Here is a 16,075-nt window from a genome sequence, read left to right on the forward strand (position 1 = left end):
TCTTAGCTGAAAAAGCGTTTTTTTAATCTGGCGTACAAGACCAGCAGTTTGTGGTAGTAAAAATAAACCAGTTGGCCACTTAGCCATTGGAGGCCACTTCCTAACCGTCTGAAGTAATAAAAAACGAAAGGGAAAATAATCCGGTAAAACATAAACGTATGGAGCAACAGCAAATAAATAAATCTGTGATCCTGGAACACAAGGGCCGTAATGGTATAAAGCGGGGCCCAGATTTCTGTTAATTCATTTAAAGCCAGAAGCCTGGGGGAGTGCCGGGCAGGTGGATTCGCGGTATTGCTAAACCAGGCAGCCGAGATTAGGAATAAGGTCAATAAAAGGGCGAGGGCTAAAACCGGAAAGCCATTAATACCCCAATACAGGTAAAAGCCTCCAAGTGAAGCCAGGGCAAGCGGGGCGTACCGGTTAAAGCCTATTTTAAGGGCAGTGGCTGGCGTTTTGAGGGCGACCCAGGTGAGGACGCCCGCTTTTTTATCTTTCGGATGGTCTTCAATCTGGTGATAAAGGATATTGATGATGCCCAGCGCGAACTGGGACAGGGCCGCAAAAGCTATATGTATCCACAGGCTTTCAGGACTGCTTTTCGCACCAGCGGTATACCCAAAGGCAAAGCCAACGGCAGCAGGGACAGCGTGCCCGTAGGCGGCGTCACAGACCAGCCCTGGCCAGCCTTTTTCTTTTAGCCGAATGGGTGGAATGGAATAGAGGAGGTAAAGCAAGTGTTGTACGCCCATCAGCAGATACAATGGGAATGGGGCAGCCGAAAACCATAAGGCAACAGGAATTATGGCGGTATACCCTGATAACTTGAGCCAGCGAATGGCAGAGTGATCACCCCGGGCAATATTTTGCTTACCTGCCTTTCGGTCCTGATCAATATCGCAAAAGTCATTGAAGTAGCGGACGAAGAGCCCGCTTCCCAGAAAAACAAAGAGCATAGTGGCTAAGTGCAGGGCTGCTTTGTTTCCCACCTCCCCCGGCGCCACCAGTAATCCCAAATAGCAATAGCCAAACGCCATTGGTACTTTTGAAAAAAGCCAGTTGTTTTTAGCGGCAAATGCTCTCAAGGGATTCACTTTTTAATTGTCCAGGCTAAAAAAGGAACGGATCGTATTATCAAGTGCCTCCCCTGTATTTGGGGTGGCATACAACTTGATTTCCGGCTTCCAGGCACATAAGGCACTTAGGGCTTGTTCAAGGTATTTGTTTAGGGTTTGGATAAAAAGCGCTTGCTCATGGGTTTCCCGGACCCGGTCTGTACGCGCCTGTAGCCGTTCCAATATCGTCGCTGTTGGTGGATTCAGGAAAAGAATTCTCTCAGGAAGGGGGATATTAAAAATGTGGATATAAACTTTCAGCTGTTCGGTCCAGTCAAGCCTGGCCGTGCGGGCGATGAAATCAGGTATTGGCTCCATGTTCATCCTGTCCTTCACCAAAGATAGCAGTGCTGCCACCGACTTCCACTCTGTTGGGGATAGAAAGGACTGTGCCCTGGAAAGGACCTGGGTTCGGTCTTCAGCACTCATGGCCAATTGCTGAATAAACAAACGGGCATAAGCCGGGGTGTCGGTAACCGGATGCCGGGTGGAAAGGACCACCTTCGCCTGATGCGATTCCTGCAAATGGCGGAGCTCCTGACCGAAGAGCAGCATCTTGAGAAAGAGGGAGATGCCTTTGAGGGCAGCATCTGATTTCCGGTCGGCTTCCTCCCCAAGTCGTTGCAGCGTTCTGGACAAAGCAGGGTTCGCACAAAAGGCAGAGTGGTGGTAAGCCGTACAGGACAGCGGAAAGAAAATGCCGGGGTCAACCTTAGCCATAATCTGCGCCAGCCGGTAGTCCTTTCCGCTACCATCTGTCCCCACGATGCTAAAAAGCTGCTTCATTCAGCTAAGATAGCAACTTCCCCAGTCTTTCCATTGAGTCGAATGCGGGGGTTATCTCTGAGTTTATGGGTTGCGTCTGGTACTCCGAAAATAGCAGGGATGTTAAGCTCTCTGCAAATGATGGCCGCATGAGAAAGCAAACCGCCGTTTTCAGTAATCAGGCCTTTGAGGTTAGAAAAGTAGGGAAGGTGTCCTGGGTTGATATAGGGGGTGACAAGGATCCTGCCATCAAGAGTGCTGGGGTCAAAATAATCATTGATTTCACTAACGATAACAGCAACCCCTTCCACCTTGCCATGGCAGACTCCAATGCCTTTCAAACCAGAGTACCCTACGGTTGTGGTCCTATGCTCTGCCGGGTCAGGAAAAATAAGATCTGGTTTTTGAAAATTTCTGAAACTCGCCTGAAGGTTGCGCCGGTACACAATTCGCTCCCGGTAGTCCGCCGTTACGGTTCCCATTTTACCCAGGCAGATGAGCTCCTGATGGGTAAGAAAGAAAGCATCTTCGGCGTTAGGCAAAATCCCCTCTTTTTCCAGTCGTTGGCCCAGCGCAATGACAGATTTGCGGATATAGTGGAACAGTTGGGTGGTGATGTCCCGGATTTCCTCTTTCCACCAAAGTAGTTTTCGCTGCTGTTCTATCTGCCTCTTAAACTTGTGGGGGAGTGAGCGGTCGCTGTGCCAGGGTGTATGCGGCTTAGCTGAGGCGGAAAAAGCACCAGCCAGGAATTGTCGTAGGACATGAAAAACAGGGGTAGGGTCTTCCGACCAGTTTGGAGCCTGGATTTCCAGTTCGCGGGAGCTTTTGTAGCCATAATCCGTCAGGTAATCCTTGAGTTGATCCTGAAAAGGAAAGGGGGAGCCATTATACCAGGTTTCGAATATTTCCTCTACTGAATGGGCAGTCCACCAGGCATGGGCGGCGTCATCAGATAAAATACCCTGTCCTAATTCCAGAAGCGCTTCCAGCGGTCGTAGGTGCGCCACATTTTCGAGGTTAGCTGTAACTGCCGGGAACTCAAGATTGGAACCTGTTTTACGGTTGTAACGGTCTAGTGCTTGTTGTGTGAATGTACTGACAAAGGTGTTGTCATAAATGATCTCCCAGTAGCGGGTATAGATGTACATCAGATGTTGCGTAACCAACCGCTCGAAATAAAGCACCAGGTCTGCCGTGGCACTCTGCTCATCAGGGGGCGTTACCAATTCCGTGCTGGCTATCTTTTCAAAGTAGGCTTTCGTTTGCTGGCATACCTTGAAACGGGATTTTATCGACTTTCGAATGGCAAGGAGCGCTTTGAGAGACGTGAAAAGCCGCCTTGGGGTCAGCTTAGACACTTCTCCATCGCCCTCGTAGTAGGGGGTGACGCCCTGGCCTTGGTCAAATTGACGTTCCACGTAACCCAACACTTTTCGGGCACCGCTTTTGGTTGCAGCAAGGTTCCAGTACGGGTAGCCCAGGAAGGTGCGGGACCAGGCTTTTGGCGGGGTATCGGGCGTAATGTGGTAGCGCTTTGAAAAAGCATCAATGGATTGGTCAAAGGTCATTTGATACAAACTCCACATCAACGGAGAAGGCATATCTGCCCCAATGCCACCATCCCGGAAGTTGGCATTCGTCCAGATGGTATCAGCCGAAAAAGCAATGCGGGTGATGGGCCTTGACTGAAATATATACAGTACGCCTTTGCAAACGCCCCATTCGATATCCTGTGGGCATCCAAAGTGCTTTTGCAGGTCGAGAAAAGTATTGCCCAATTGAGTGATTTGGTCATTGCTAACTAACCTGGATAAATGGCCCGGGAAGGGCTTGTCCAGTGTTTGGTTTCTCCAGTCAAAAGTGAGCCTGGCATCCGGAGATGCTCCGCCTGTGAGTTGAGCGCAACTTCCCTCAATAACCTCCATTATTATTTCGGACGCTTTAGGTGCTGTAGGTGAAACCGTGAAGGCCACGCCACCATACTCGGTTTGAATATATTCCTGCACCAAAAACGACAGCCGGAGCGGCGCAGAGGACCGGCTTGCCGCAGCAGCCCATGCCGCTGCCAGCGCTTCCTGAAGGTCCTCGGTAGTATGGATGCCGGGGCGTGAGACAAACTGGCCGGCCATTGTCCCGTCCGGGCGGTCTTCTGTTGCCGCTGCTGTTCTCAATATTAATGGCCCTTTCCCCGGGAGGGCACTAAGGACGGCCGCTAGAAAATCATTGCCTTGATCAGCACCTCTGATGCGCTTAAGTGCAGTAGCGTAGGTGTCACGTTGGGAAAGCTGACAGGCAGCTGCCCAGTGGTCAACCTGGTCATACGTCAGGATAAGTCCATCGGGGACCAGGAACCCTAAACGTTTGAGCTCATGCTGCCGGAAAGCTTTGGCACCACATTGGGAGGGGTTTAGCTGGCCTTCGCCAATCCGGAAGCAGGCTCTAGAGTCCAAAGTCATGCTTTTTTGCAAATTTTAGCAGCTGAGTCATTACAGTACCTTTCACCGCTGGGCACTCGGGGAAGCCGGTGGGGAGGTGTTGGTGCAGTGAATCCAGTGAAAAGTCCGGCACGTTTTTGCTAATGTAAGGGTCATAGATTTTCCCTACCGACCTATGGTAGTAAAGGTATTCCAGGGTGTTAAGTGCAGGGGGCATCTCTTCGACAAACGTGGGTAGATGGACATTGATGAACTTTAAGAGGGCAGGAAGGTCCTCATAATTATCGGTCAGGTAAGGCGAAGCCAAATGGAAGGCGTTAGAAGGAGGCTGTTGGAGGCTGATTTCCACTAAAGCTTTGGCTGCATAATCTACCGGGATAATATTTAGGCCTGATCCTGGTTTCAGCGCCACACGAATGTCAATCTTAGCTGGCGTTTCATAGTCCATACGGCCTAATTGCCGCGCCTTAAGCCTCAGGAAAAAGGCTAGCCAGGCGTAAAAGACATCAAACTTAGGTGTGTATCCAACCGGATGCTCAATTAAGCGCCCACAGATGGTTGTGGGGCGGAAAAAGTAAACCCGCCGGAACCGGCCTTCCTGTTCGGCACGCCTGACCAGTCGCTCTCCGTCCAGCTTAGAACGCTCGTAGGGGGTTCTGAAAAGCTGATCCTCAGGCATGAAATTCGGATTGGCCACCCCTGACCGAATGCCGCAAACGTAAGCGGTACTGATCATGGCAAAGCCGGGAGTGCCCAGCGCTTCCGCAAGATTCAGGGCCTGCTGTGTCCCCTCTACGTTAATTTTTTGCAGTAAATCCAGGACCGCTGCCTGATCCCGAAAGTCCAAAGCTGCCGCTGCGTGGATAAATAAATGCGGGGGCTCTTTTTTCATCTTCCTGAAGCTGTCTTCCGATATTCCCAGGTTTGGCTGGCCCAGGTGGCAGTCTACAGTTCGAATGCACTCAAGCAATGGGGCCGTGTCCGGCATGTTTAGGTAGTGGGCGCCATCATTGGCTAACAATTGCCGGATACGCTCCCTCAGGGAAAGTTGTTTCCCGGCCCGGCCTAAAACCCAAATCGTAAGCGAACCGGGCGAACCCTCGTACCGTTTTAAGAGCTCAAATAAGATGTTACTACCCAATAAGCCCGTAGCTCCGGTTAATGCGACAACCATTTTATTCATAGCTCACCTGAATTTGACTGTCAATATGAATGGCGTGGAACCCTCCTTCGATATTCCGTTTGGGGTCCTGATAAGGAGGGATTTCCAGTTGCCCTACTTTAGGGAGTTGCTCTACGATGTTCTGCTCTTCAAAAAGATAAAAGTTGACCCAAAACAAGCCCTCGTTTAAGTGTGATTTGGGAAAGGACCATTGGACTTCCATGCTCTCGTTTGCGTTGACGTTCTCCATAACCAGAGGCTGATGGCCGCTAAACAGCAGTTGGTTTAAACTGTCGGTAAGGGCTATGGCGACTGTAAGCGGACGGGACTTCACTTTTAGTTTTACGGTAAAGGTGACCGCTATCTCCTCATTTGGGAGTTCCCCAATTACAGTCGCCCCCTCATAAGTCAGCTGCTCCAGGTAGCGGCTGTCCCGTGGTTGAGGTGTGGGGCTAAGTGCAAAGTGCTTGCTGTAGAAAGACAGCGCCTTCTGTGCCGGCCCTAAAAATTGGCATGCCCCATTAGCCATCACCATGACCTCATCACAGAACTGAGCAAGTTTTGCAGGTTCATGACTGGCCATAATCATGGTCCTCCCGTCCTGTTTAAGGCTTTGTATTTTTTGAAAACACTTTTCCTGAAATGCACTGTCACCCACAGCGAGGACTTCATCAAAAAGTAAAATTTCGCATTCGGTATGGATGAGCGTCGAGAAAGCCAGCCGTAAAAACATGCCGGAAGAATAATACTTCACCGGCGTGTCTAAATGTTCCTCCAGCTCACTGAATGCGATGATTTCTGGCAGAGCCGCTTCGAGTTGCTCCTTGGTTAATCCGGCCAGGCGGCCTGCAAATTTTATGTTCTCTCTTCCCGTTAGATCAGGGTGGAATCCTGATCCGATGTCCAGCACCGCACCTGACTGCCCACTAAGTATGGCTTGTCCACAGGTCGGCAGATAAATACCGGCTAATATTTTCAAAAGGGTGCTTTTGCCGGCGCCATTTGGCCCAATAAGCCCCAGAGCTTTCCCTTTGGGCAGGGTGAAGGACAACTGACGGATTGCCCAGACCTCTTTTTCCGTAGTGGGTTGGCCTTTTGATTGCTGCCGAATACCAAATTTCTTGCCTAGGTTATCTACCTGAATCATTAATTAAAGATAGTCAATAAGTTCGTACTGCCGCCGGAAGAAGGTTCTTATTCCCGCTACCAATACCACTCCCCAAATCAGCAGTGCTGCCCAGGCATAGGCCGGCGGGAAAGATAACCCGAGCAATGTCCAGCGGTAGGCACCAATCAATGTCGTCATGGGATTAAGGTACAAAAACGGCTCATAAACTTCCGGGAGTAGCCCGGGGAGGTAGAAAACAGGAGTCAGCCAAATGGCCACATTGAGGCCCGAAATGGCCAGGTGTACTACGTCCCTTCTTCGGCCGGACAAATTACAAACCCATATCCCTATACTAAACCCCAGGAGCTGATTGATGATGATCAGTACGGGCAGTATTAAAATGGATAACCTTAACGGCTCCCGATAGATGAGCATCAAAATAAAGAAGAGCCCCAGCGAAATGCCCAGTTCCACCAGCCCGAGTAAGCTTTTGTACAGTGGAATGATAAACTTAGGCAATACATTCTTTTTCAGGTATTCGCCTTCCTGATGCAGCGAAGGGCCTACATTATGAATGATATCCTTAAAATAGTTCCAGCCCAACAGGCCTGAAAAGGCAATCAGCGGATAGGGCGTTTCCCGGGTGTCGATCTCAAGCAGGACCGAAAAAAAAACGGAATAGATCACCACATAGGCCGCAATAGGCACAATAACCCACAGTAAGCCCAGTGCGGTATGGCTGTACTTAATCCGGATCGCTCGTTTTGCGAAGACCATAGCGATGGGTAATGCCCGCCAAACGGTCTTTAGCTCCTGAGAAAATGGCTTAGGCTTGTTGTTGATAATGTGCATGTGAGCCTAAATTGGTAATGGGACCAGGACTGCGCCTACGGTGATGATTTCATCTTTGGTTAATTGCCGGATTTTTTGCAGAGTTGCTGTGTGGTGGTTCTGAATGACTCGATCTGCAAGGGCCGCATAGTCTTCTTGCTGCGCCAGGTTTTCGTAAAGCTCCTGTAAGGCCGCATTTAAGCCCATGACGGCTTCGGGGGGCTGCTTTTCAGACCAGGCTTTCAGCATCGCATAATGGCCCAGTGTCTCAAAGTATTGGACAACGAAGGCTTTCTCTGATTCAAACTGGTGCTGAAGCTGCCGCATTTGCGCCGGCCATTGTACCATAGGGAGTGGAGTAGGGGGCTTCAGCGCGTTCAAGCCTGCCTGGTAAAAAGGGCTGCTGCCCAACCAGGAGCGTTCCATCCGCTGCCCGGCATCCCAAATGACGGGAAGGACTTTAGCATGCTTTTCCAGATCGAGCTTTAGTAAGGTAGTGACAGCCGCCTCGAATTGGTCGGTCCGGTAGAAAGCATAACCCAGGTTGGAGAGGGCTGGCTCATAATCTGATGCCAACGTAAGCGCACGATTTAGCGGTTCTATGGCTTCCTGAAATTGCTCCTCCTGTATCATAATGGCAGCCTTTGTGTTCCAAATCCGATGGCTGTTCGGGTGCGCCTCGATCGCATCCTCAATTTTTTCCAACGCTGCCTCACTTTTGCCCACTTGCTTTAAGGCATTTGCTGAATGCCATTCAACAGGATCGCCAAGCGGGTCCAGGCTCGTCAATGGCATCTGCTCGGTTTCCAGGCTGATGGAGACGGCCTTGTCCCACTGCCCACTGACTTCAGCCCGCAGCAACTGATGGAAACTGCGGTTCGCCTGCCAGTTGTAGTAACTTATTGCCAAAGCGGCCAGTGCGCCAAGCCCCAGGAGCACCGCCCAGACGCCCGGTCGGGCTTTGCGGGTAGAACTGCTTTTGGATCCCTGAAGCGCCAATCCAATATTTAACGCAATAAGATAACTATGGCTCATCCGCTCCAGGGGAAAGCTAAACAGAAAGTCTACAGCCAGCCCGAGACCAACTCCAATAAGTAGGATGTTGAGAATGATCCCCTGCTCCGTCCGGGCTTTCAAAAGAAGCTGAAAAGATTGGTAGGCTAGCGTTGCCAAAAGCAAGACAAAAAGGGCCAGACCTACCAGGCCCAGTTCACTTGCAATGCTCAGGTATTCGTTGTGAGGGCGAACGCGGAGTTTGTCTTTTTCCTCGAAGCGGGGTGCGCTGCTCCCTCCGTATTCCGGAAAGCGGACTTTCCAATTTCCGGCACCTACTCCTTTTACGGGGTGGTCTTTTATCAGTTCGGTGGTGTGTTGCCAAAGGTGTAATCGGTCCAAAATGTTGCGTTCTGCCTCGTTTTCAGCTTGATCATCAACATCAGGAACCTGAACCAGCGTGGAGAATCGATTTAGGAGGTTATTCTTTAGTTGATTGCCTTGCCCACTTATTGCCAGCAAACCCGCGAGCATCACTACGGCCCCTGCTACCGATAAGTTCACAAGTTTCCATCTCGCTTTCAATTCAGGAGACAAAGTGCTCCGCCGAAGCATCAAAAGTATCTGAATAGCAGAAAAAGCGACGAAAGAAGCCACCCAAGCTGAACGGGTTTGCGAAAGCAGCAGCGCAATAACACCGGCCCCTAAACCTATTAGGCCAGCAATACTCCAATACCGCTGCCCCAAAAAGAATAGGTAAAGTGCCCAGGGCAGAAGGATAACCAGGATGGACCCCAGCAGGTTTCTGTTACCCGACAAACCCGCAGGCGGACTGCTGCTCTCTATTGGGAAGTTGGTCCAGCCCAGGTACTGCAAAATGCTAAGCACACTCAAAAAGCAGAGGTACACTGCAAGGATACGCGCAAGCAGGCCCAGCCGTTCCAGCAATAGCGGGGCAGTTATAATAAAAAAGGCACAAAGGCTTACCTGCAGCAGTACCCGGTTAGAAGCGAGAACTGCCTCAGTTGGATTAATGCTCCAGGATATACTTAAGATATTCCAGCCCAGAAAAGCCAAGCTGAGCCCTATGAAAAGCCGGGTGACCGGAGGCAAGGCAACTTTTAAGCCTGGTACACGGAAAACCAGGACTGCACCGCCCACTAACCACAGGGCAATCAATAACTGGCGAATTGGCAGAAAAGGCTCCCTGGCAGCCGGGTCAACGATGAAGCCACTAATAAACAACCCCACAACTACCCAGCCAATCAGAAGTGGGGAGGATTTAGGCGTATGCTTTTGTTTAGAAGCCATGCGTTCAATGGGTTGGTCGGTGCAAGATTGAGGTTGCTGAATTTAGTTGAATTTTAAAGTAGCTTTATCTTTTGGCTCTGCTGTAGCACCGAATAGCTGTTGGAGGAAGTGAAGGTAACGGTTTATGATTATTTCTTCCTGAAAATAGGCTCGAACAATTTTTCTGCCTTCTATTCCTAATTGGTGCCGCTGGGTATCGTCCATTCTGATAACTTTTTCCATAACTCTCCCTAATTGCTTATGGTCCATGGGCTGGCAGAGAAATCCGGTTTTGCCCTCAAGTACAATATCCTTGCAGCCTGGAGTGGGCGTCCCGATTATTGGGATGCCCATACTTGCAGCCTCCAGGAGTATCCTGGGGACACCTTCCCGATAATAGGTCGGGAGCACTACACAATGGGCTTCGGCCAGGATAGGACGAATGTCTTCCTTGGCCCCCTGGTAATTTACGGCCCCTGTTTTTTCCCAGGTTACAATATCAGCTGCACTAATCGCGCCAGGTGCGTCCTTCTCTAAAAAGCCTGCAATTTGAAATTCCACCTCAGGATAGCTGGGTTTGAGGATTTGGGCGGCTTGTACAAATTCAGGAACCCCTTTCTCTTTGATCAGGCGCCCGGCATAAACAAAACAGAGAGCGGAGCTTGTTGCAGGCCGCACCGGGTTAGGTTTGAAATAGCCGGTATCTACGCCTTCCCCGGGCAGATAGGCTGCCTGGGCGGGCGAAACTACACCCTCTGTCAAAAAACAGGACTGATCGTCTTTATTTAAAAACCATACCTTTTTTGCACCTTTAAAACTATGCTTATACAGCCACTTTACCAATACCGTTTTCCAATTTCGGCGGATAAACAGGTAGCCCAGGCCTGTCACCACTGCTAACCGTGGGATGCGAAGGAGCCGGGCAGCAAATTGCCCGTAGATATTTGGCTTGACCGTATAGCTGATTAAAAAATCCGGGCGATGTCGCCTTAAAATCCTAAATACCTCAAAGGAATACTGCAGGTCGGGAATCGGATTAACTTTATGCCTGGATAGCTTGACTGGGATAAATTGGCAGGGTTCGTTTTTTAGTTTCTCCGTATAGCGGTCCTGCGGGCAAAGAATTAAAACCTGATATCCTTCCTTGGCCAACCGCCTGACAAGCCCCCTGCGAAAGTTGTAAATACTCCAGCTGGTATTAGAAAGGATCGCAATGGTCTTGCGGGCGGATTTACGCATGCTTTTGCGAGCGTTTTTTTAACAAAGATGAAAAAAACAGTGCAACTTTATAGTTAGGCATCAGGAGGAAGGGATTAGCTTGTTAAACCGGAATAATAGTATTTTCAGCTTTCTGCGTACCAAAAGGGGGAGAAAGGGAATCACCTGTTTAGCCAGTCGCCGGTTCAGGCGTGTTCGGAGCGGTAGTCGGGGCAACAACTGGATTTCAATACTATAACGGTGAAAAAGACTGGCCAGATAGCTCTGGGCCCGGACCTTGTTTTTCGACAAGGCCTTGCTTCTCCATTCTTCGTTCATCCAGTGAAATGCATACCACTGAGGAGCTGGCCGCAATTGCTGTTCGCGGTAACAATCCACAACCTCCCATCGATCTGGATTGGTGATAGAGTGAATGCAGTCATTCAGGCCGAACTGGGAAATGCCCTCATTCAAGATGCGGATGGGCAGGAGCCAATCGGTATTCCAGGCATCAACCTGTTCCCGTGCCCGTTGATAGCACCATTCCATCAGTGGGCTTCCTTTGGGGCACTTCATGAGGTTACCGACAACAGGCAGCACATCATGTTCTCTGAATGCATAGGCATTCTGGAAGTCAAGCGGTTTCAGGCAGGTGATATCCATGTCCGTCCACCATCCGCCATGCTCATACAGTAGCTTGTACCGGAAGATATCCGAAAAGCCGGCAAGGCTGCCTTTGCCGTGCCCAAATTCATTTCCGTCAATGTAACGGAAAATAGCATCACGGGGCAGTATTTGCCTCCCATCACATACCACAGTGCCCGCAGGTGGAGGAGTGACAAGGTCATTGTAAATCCACAAACAAAACGTATGCCCCTGCGCTTGGAAGGATTTAATGCAAAGGATCTCCAGGGGGGTCAGTTTTTCCCCTATCCACAGCCCATGAACCACCTTGTTATCCGCTCTCATGAATAGGTTTGCTCGAGATTTGTCTGAAAGTCTTGCAATATAGACATTTTGCCCTGATTTCATTTTCAGGCTGGAGGTATTTGTGGGCATAACAGTTAGGTTTTACCTCGCTATTGCTATAAATTGTTCCCGCTTTATCCCTAAATTAAGGGCTTAATCATGACCAACAAAACGGAAAACAAAACCATGATGGACAGAAGAGGATTTATTCAGAAGGCCGGGCTTGCAGCCGGAGCTATGGCTGCAGGCACTCATAGTTTTGCTGGTACGGACCGGCGTGATAATCAACCGTTCAACTTGAAATATGCTCCCCACCTGGGCATGTTTGCCGAGACTGCAGGGAAAGACCCGGTAGCGCAGCTACACTTTATGGCAGATCAGGGTTTCACGGCTTTTGAAGACAACGGCATGAAGAAGAAGCCGGTTGAACTCCAAAAGGCGATGGCGAAGGCGATGGAAAGCCGGGGCATGCAAATGGGGGTATTCGTTGCCCATAATATAGCCTGGAATGATGCCAACCTGGCCAGCGGCGATGAAGAGAAGCGGCAGGTTTTTCTCAAAGAGGTCGAAGAAAGTGTGGAAGTAGCCAAACGGGTCAACGCGACCTGGATGACCGTCGTGCCTGGCTTGGTCGATATGCGGCAGGATATGGGCTACCAAACAGCCAATGTGCTTGAAAGCCTGAAGCAAGCCTCTGCGATTTTAGAGCCCCATGGCCTGGTGATGGTGCTGGAGCCCCTCAACTTCTACAACCATCCGGGGCTATTCCTCAGCAAAGCCGCCCAGGCCTACCAAATCTGCAAAGCGGTGGACAGCCCGGCCTGCAAAATTCTGTTTGACATTTACCATCAGCAGATTCAGGAGGGCAACCTGTTGCCTAATATCGAAAAGTGCTGGGAGGAGATCGCTTACTTCCAGATTGGCGATAACCCCGGGCGCAACGAGCCGACTACGGGTGAAATTAACTATACCAATATTTTTAAGTACATCCATGGACGCGGCTTTAACGGCATTCTCGGCATGGAGCATGGCAACTCCAAGCCTGGTAAAGAGGGCGAGCAGGCGGTCATCGATGCTTATCGGTCGGTTGACGTAGTAGTAGAGGAAGATTAATCCGCGGAGAATGCAGAGGTTTTTCTAACTTTAGCGCAAATCATCAAACACGCGCATGCAAAAAGTAACCGAAGAACCTTCCCTTTACCGGCACCTTGAAAAGATGCCGGTAAAGGAAATCCTTACGCACATCAATGAAGAAGACGCCAAAGTTCACCTCGCCGTACAAGGTGTAATACCCAGGCTAACCGAACTGGTCGAAGCCATCCTGGAGCGCATGAAACAGGGCGGCCGTCTATTCTATATCGGCGCAGGCACAAGCGGCCGGTTGGGGATTTTGGATGCCTCTGAATGCCCACCCACCTATGGGGTGCCGCCCGATTGGGTCATTGGGCTGATTGCCGGGGGAGACCACGCCATCCGCAACGCTGTCGAATTTGCCGAAGACAGCGAAACACAGGCCTGGAAAGATTTGGAAGAATACTTCGTCAATGATCAGGATACGGTTATTGGAATTGCGGCCTCAGGTATCACCCCCTATGTAGTACATGGGCTTAAAGAGTGCCAGAAACATGGGATACTGACAGGCTGTATCACTTGCAACCCTGACGCACCGGTTAGCGCTTACGCCGATTATCCGCTGGAAGTTATCGTGGGGCCTGAGTTTGTAACGGGTAGTACGCGCATGAAGGCAGGCACCGCCCAAAAACTTGTCCTGAATATGATCTCCACCACCGTAATGATTGGCCTGGGGCGGGTGGTTGACAATAAAATGGTGGACATGCAGCTGAGCAACCAAAAGCTGGTGGACCGGGGCACCAAGATTATCAAAAATACCGTAGGCGGTACTTACGATGACGCCAAAGCCCTCTTGCTGGAGCACGGCAGTGTGCGTAAGGCCATTGAAGCAGCCCGTCAATAATCAGTTTTTTATCTGATAATTATCATTTTAGGAGTGAAGGTAATGGTGGACTTTAGTAGCTGTACACCAAAATGGTACTGCTATGACCTATTCCAAACCACAGCTCTTCTTTTTGATTGCGCTCCGTTTGTTTGCCGGCTGGCATTTTTTATTTGAAGGCTTTATAAAATTTTTGACGCCGGGCTGGACGGCACAGGGCTACCTGATGTCTGCCCAAGGCCCGTTTGCCCCTTTCTTTCAATGGTTAGGCAATGACAGCCTCATTGGCATTTCTGATACCTTAACGGCTCTGGCATTATCCGCGGCAGGGCTGGCCCTCATCCTTGGGATTTGGGAAAAAGCAGGCGCTTACATCGGTATGGCCATGCTCGCCTTTTTCTATCTGGCACACCCTTCATGGCCTGGCATTCCTGCTGCTGGCCCGGCAGAAGGCAATTACTTTATTGTCAATAAGAACCTGGTGGAACTGGCAGCTCTGGGCGTGCTGGCTTATTTCCCCACCGGCCATTTATGGGGCCTGAGCGTATTTTTTAATCCGCAGGCAGACAACGCTGCACAAAGCACCGTACATCATGGATAAGCAACAGGAACAAAAAGGGGCTTCCCACAGTCGCCGTAAGGCTTTGAAAGGATTAATCGGTTTGCCATTTATCGGAGGTATAGCCGCTGGGGCTTACATAGAAGTGCGCAAAAAGCAGCAGGAGAAAGAGCAAATACTCCGGGAGCTGAATATTGAGGCAGAACGCCCGGAGATCGCTTCCGATATGTCTGGCGAACCTATCCGGATAGGTATTGTGGGCAACGGAGGCCGCGGGCAGCACCTGGTCCGCGTGCTGGGGTTCGCTACACCAGCCTGGCTTCAGGCAATGCAGGAACAAAGCAATACTGGTGCCCTGGAAGCTTACTTCAGCCAGGAGAATCTTAATGTAAAACTCACGGGGGTCTGTGATGTATTCGACATCAATGCTGAACTGGCACAATCTGCTTCTCCGGATTGCAAACGCTACCGGCATTACGAAGAACTGATCAACAGCCCGGATATAGATGCGGTGGTCATTGCTACCCCCGATCACTGGCACGCACCGGTAGCTATCGCTGCCTTGCAGGCTGGCAAGCATGTGTATGTGGAAAAACCCATGACCCATAAAATCGCGGAAACCTACGCCCTCCGTGAAGCAGCCCGGAGCTCAAAAGCTATCTTTCAGGTAGGGCATCAGCACCGGCAGACCCAGAGTTTTATTACCGCTCAGGATATCATACGAAAACGGGTACTTGGGCATGTCTCATTGGTACAGGCCAATACAAACCGTAACAGCGATAATGGAGCCTGGCAGTACCATATCCACGAAAAAGCCAGCCCGCAGACCATCAACTGGGACCTCTTCCTGGGCAATGCGCCCCGGATTCCTTTCAATAAAGAGCATTTCTTCCGCTGGCGCAAATGGTGGGCCTATGGCTCGGGCTTGTCCGGCGACCTGATGACCCACGACTACGACCGGGTCAATTGTATTCTCGATATGGGGATGCCCCGCTTCGTAACGGCTTCCGGCGGCATTTATACCCACCGCGATGGGCGGGATGTACCAGACGTTTTTCAGGCGGTAATGGAATACCCGGACTTCACCACGGGCTCCAGCCGGGAAGCCGGGCTGGAAAAGGGTATGACCTTCGTTTACAGCGCTACCCTTGGAAATCAGCACTGGCGGGAAACCCTGCTTATGGGACACGATGGCACACTCGAGCTGGGCAGTCAACTCCGGGTGCATGCCGATCCTAACTCTACCCGCTACCGGCACCTGATTGAAAGCGGCGTGATGGACCCCAGTGTACCGATTTATGCCTATGATCCGGCTTCCGGCAATGCGGATGGGGTGACATCAGCGACCTCCAAATACTTTGCTCAGAAAGGGCTGCTTTGGACTTACCGGGGCGGCAAGCGGGTCGATTCTGCCATGCTGCACCTCCGGGAGTGGCTGGGCGCCATCCGCAACGGAACGCCAGTGAGCTGCGGTATAGACGAAGGGTTTGAGGAAGCGATGTCCGCTCACATGGCAGGCTTGTCCTGGAAACTTGGGCGCAGAGTGGAATGGGATGGAACGGCAGAACAAATTATAGCTCAGCCTGGCGAGGATCTTGATGCCGTACTTGTGGCCCCCGGGCACGCAATAGCAGGCATGATGGGATAAAAGGAGCCCCTGCCAGGATTTTCCATTAGTTTGGGGTTAGGGCAGA

General features: G+C 50.8%; 13 protein-coding genes. 4 read left to right on the forward strand and 9 right to left on the reverse strand.

What is annotated here, in order from left to right; all coding sequences use genetic code 11:
- Positions 1 to 2: 2 nt before the first annotated feature.
- From ACO08I_RS01500 to ACO08I_RS01540, 9 genes are read right to left on the reverse strand one after another with little or no spacing between them, the layout of a single operon-like run.
- A complete protein-coding gene (locus ACO08I_RS01500; RefSeq protein ID WP_282776812.1) occupies positions 3 to 1,085 on the reverse strand; it encodes a UbiA family prenyltransferase in 1,083 nt (360 codons plus the stop codon).
- 12 nt (positions 1,086 to 1,097) lie between these two features.
- Entirely contained in the window at positions 1,098 to 1,901 is an 804-nt protein-coding gene (locus tag ACO08I_RS01505; RefSeq protein WP_044226223.1) for a hypothetical protein, read from the reverse strand.
- Positions 1,898 to 4,333 (reverse strand): PEP-utilizing enzyme, encoded by a 2,436-nt coding sequence (locus tag ACO08I_RS01510; RefSeq protein ID WP_282776814.1) that lies wholly within the window; start codon positions 4,331 to 4,333, stop codon positions 1,898 to 1,900. The genes ACO08I_RS01505 and ACO08I_RS01510 overlap by 4 nt, the downstream gene beginning before the upstream one ends.
- Entirely contained in the window at positions 4,323 to 5,501 is a 1,179-nt protein-coding gene (locus tag ACO08I_RS01515) for an SDR family oxidoreductase (protein WP_282776816.1), read from the reverse strand. The genes ACO08I_RS01510 and ACO08I_RS01515 overlap by 11 nt, the downstream gene beginning before the upstream one ends.
- A complete protein-coding gene (locus ACO08I_RS01520) occupies positions 5,494 to 6,627 on the reverse strand; it encodes a polysaccharide ABC transporter ATP-binding protein (protein WP_282776817.1) in 1,134 nt (377 codons plus the stop codon). The genes ACO08I_RS01515 and ACO08I_RS01520 overlap by 8 nt, the downstream gene beginning before the upstream one ends.
- Before the next feature lie 3 nt (positions 6,628 to 6,630).
- Entirely contained in the window at positions 6,631 to 7,440 is an 810-nt protein-coding gene (locus ACO08I_RS01525) for an ABC transporter permease (RefSeq protein WP_282776819.1), read from the reverse strand.
- A gap of 6 nt (positions 7,441 to 7,446) precedes the next feature.
- On the reverse strand, positions 7,447 to 9,723 hold the full coding sequence (locus ACO08I_RS01530) for an O-antigen ligase family protein (protein WP_282776821.1): 2,277 nt from the start codon (positions 9,721 to 9,723) through the stop codon (positions 7,447 to 7,449).
- A 42-nt stretch (positions 9,724 to 9,765) separates the two neighbouring features.
- A complete protein-coding gene (locus ACO08I_RS01535; RefSeq protein WP_044226233.1) occupies positions 9,766 to 10,941 on the reverse strand; it encodes a glycosyltransferase family 4 protein in 1,176 nt (391 codons plus the stop codon).
- A 60-nt stretch (positions 10,942 to 11,001) separates the two neighbouring features.
- Positions 11,002 to 11,868, reverse strand: coding sequence for a glycosyltransferase (locus ACO08I_RS01540; protein WP_282776824.1), 867 nt, complete (start codon positions 11,866 to 11,868; stop codon positions 11,002 to 11,004).
- Between the two features lie 189 nt (positions 11,869 to 12,057).
- Here ACO08I_RS01540 and ACO08I_RS01545 point away from each other — a divergent pair, with 189 nt between their 5' ends.
- The 4 genes from ACO08I_RS01545 to ACO08I_RS01560 all read left to right on the forward strand — a co-directional run bounded on the left by ACO08I_RS01545 (position 12,058) and on the right by ACO08I_RS01560 (position 16,029).
- Positions 12,058 to 12,981, forward strand: coding sequence for a hydroxypyruvate isomerase family protein (locus ACO08I_RS01545; RefSeq protein WP_345894615.1), 924 nt, complete (start codon positions 12,058 to 12,060; stop codon positions 12,979 to 12,981).
- Between the two features lie 55 nt (positions 12,982 to 13,036).
- The gene (murQ, locus tag ACO08I_RS01550; RefSeq protein ID WP_421948261.1) at positions 13,037 to 13,843 is read left to right on the forward strand and encodes an N-acetylmuramic acid 6-phosphate etherase; all 807 of its coding nucleotides are present in this window, start codon (positions 13,037 to 13,039) and stop codon (positions 13,841 to 13,843) included.
- Positions 13,844 to 13,925: 82 nt separating this feature from the next.
- A complete protein-coding gene (locus tag ACO08I_RS01555; RefSeq protein WP_282776917.1) occupies positions 13,926 to 14,423 on the forward strand; it encodes a hypothetical protein in 498 nt (165 codons plus the stop codon).
- A complete protein-coding gene (locus ACO08I_RS01560) occupies positions 14,416 to 16,029 on the forward strand; it encodes a Gfo/Idh/MocA family protein (RefSeq protein WP_282776916.1) in 1,614 nt (537 codons plus the stop codon). Before ACO08I_RS01555 ends, ACO08I_RS01560 begins: the two co-directional genes overlap by 8 nt.
- The last annotated feature ends 46 nt before the right edge of the window (positions 16,030 to 16,075 follow it).

Origin of the sequence: Phaeodactylibacter xiamenensis (genome assembly GCF_965229835.1) — a bacterium.
In the GTDB taxonomy this organism is placed as follows: Bacteria; Bacteroidota; Bacteroidia; order Chitinophagales; family Saprospiraceae; genus Phaeodactylibacter; species Phaeodactylibacter xiamenensis.

What these genes read in the sequence shown, in the direction of transcription:
- ACO08I_RS01535 (WP_044226233.1), bottom strand. Translation starts at nt 10,941, where the DNA reads ATGCGTAAATCCGCCCGCAAGACCATTGCGATCCTTTCTAATACCAGC.
- ACO08I_RS01505 (WP_044226223.1), bottom strand. Translation starts at nt 1,901, where the DNA reads ATGAAGCAGCTTTTTAGCATCGTGGGGACAGATGGTAGCGGAAAGGAC.
- murQ (WP_421948261.1), top strand. Translation starts at nt 13,037, where the DNA reads ATGCAAAAAGTAACCGAAGAACCTTCCCTTTACCGGCACCTTGAAAAG.
- ACO08I_RS01560 (WP_282776916.1), top strand. Translation starts at nt 14,416, where the DNA reads ATGGATAAGCAACAGGAACAAAAAGGGGCTTCCCACAGTCGCCGTAAG.
- ACO08I_RS01515 (WP_282776816.1), bottom strand. Translation starts at nt 5,501, where the DNA reads ATGAATAAAATGGTTGTCGCATTAACCGGAGCTACGGGCTTATTGGGT.
- ACO08I_RS01530 (WP_282776821.1), bottom strand. Translation starts at nt 9,723, where the DNA reads ATGGCTTCTAAACAAAAGCATACGCCTAAATCCTCCCCACTTCTGATT.
- ACO08I_RS01545 (WP_345894615.1), top strand. Translation starts at nt 12,058, where the DNA reads ATGGACAGAAGAGGATTTATTCAGAAGGCCGGGCTTGCAGCCGGAGCT.
- ACO08I_RS01520 (WP_282776817.1), bottom strand. Translation starts at nt 6,627, where the DNA reads ATGATTCAGGTAGATAACCTAGGCAAGAAATTTGGTATTCGGCAGCAA.
- ACO08I_RS01555 (WP_282776917.1), top strand. Translation starts at nt 13,926, where the DNA reads ATGACCTATTCCAAACCACAGCTCTTCTTTTTGATTGCGCTCCGTTTG.
- ACO08I_RS01525 (WP_282776819.1), bottom strand. Translation starts at nt 7,440, where the DNA reads ATGCACATTATCAACAACAAGCCTAAGCCATTTTCTCAGGAGCTAAAG.
- ACO08I_RS01540 (WP_282776824.1), bottom strand. Translation starts at nt 11,868, where the DNA reads ATGAGAGCGGATAACAAGGTGGTTCATGGGCTGTGGATAGGGGAAAAA.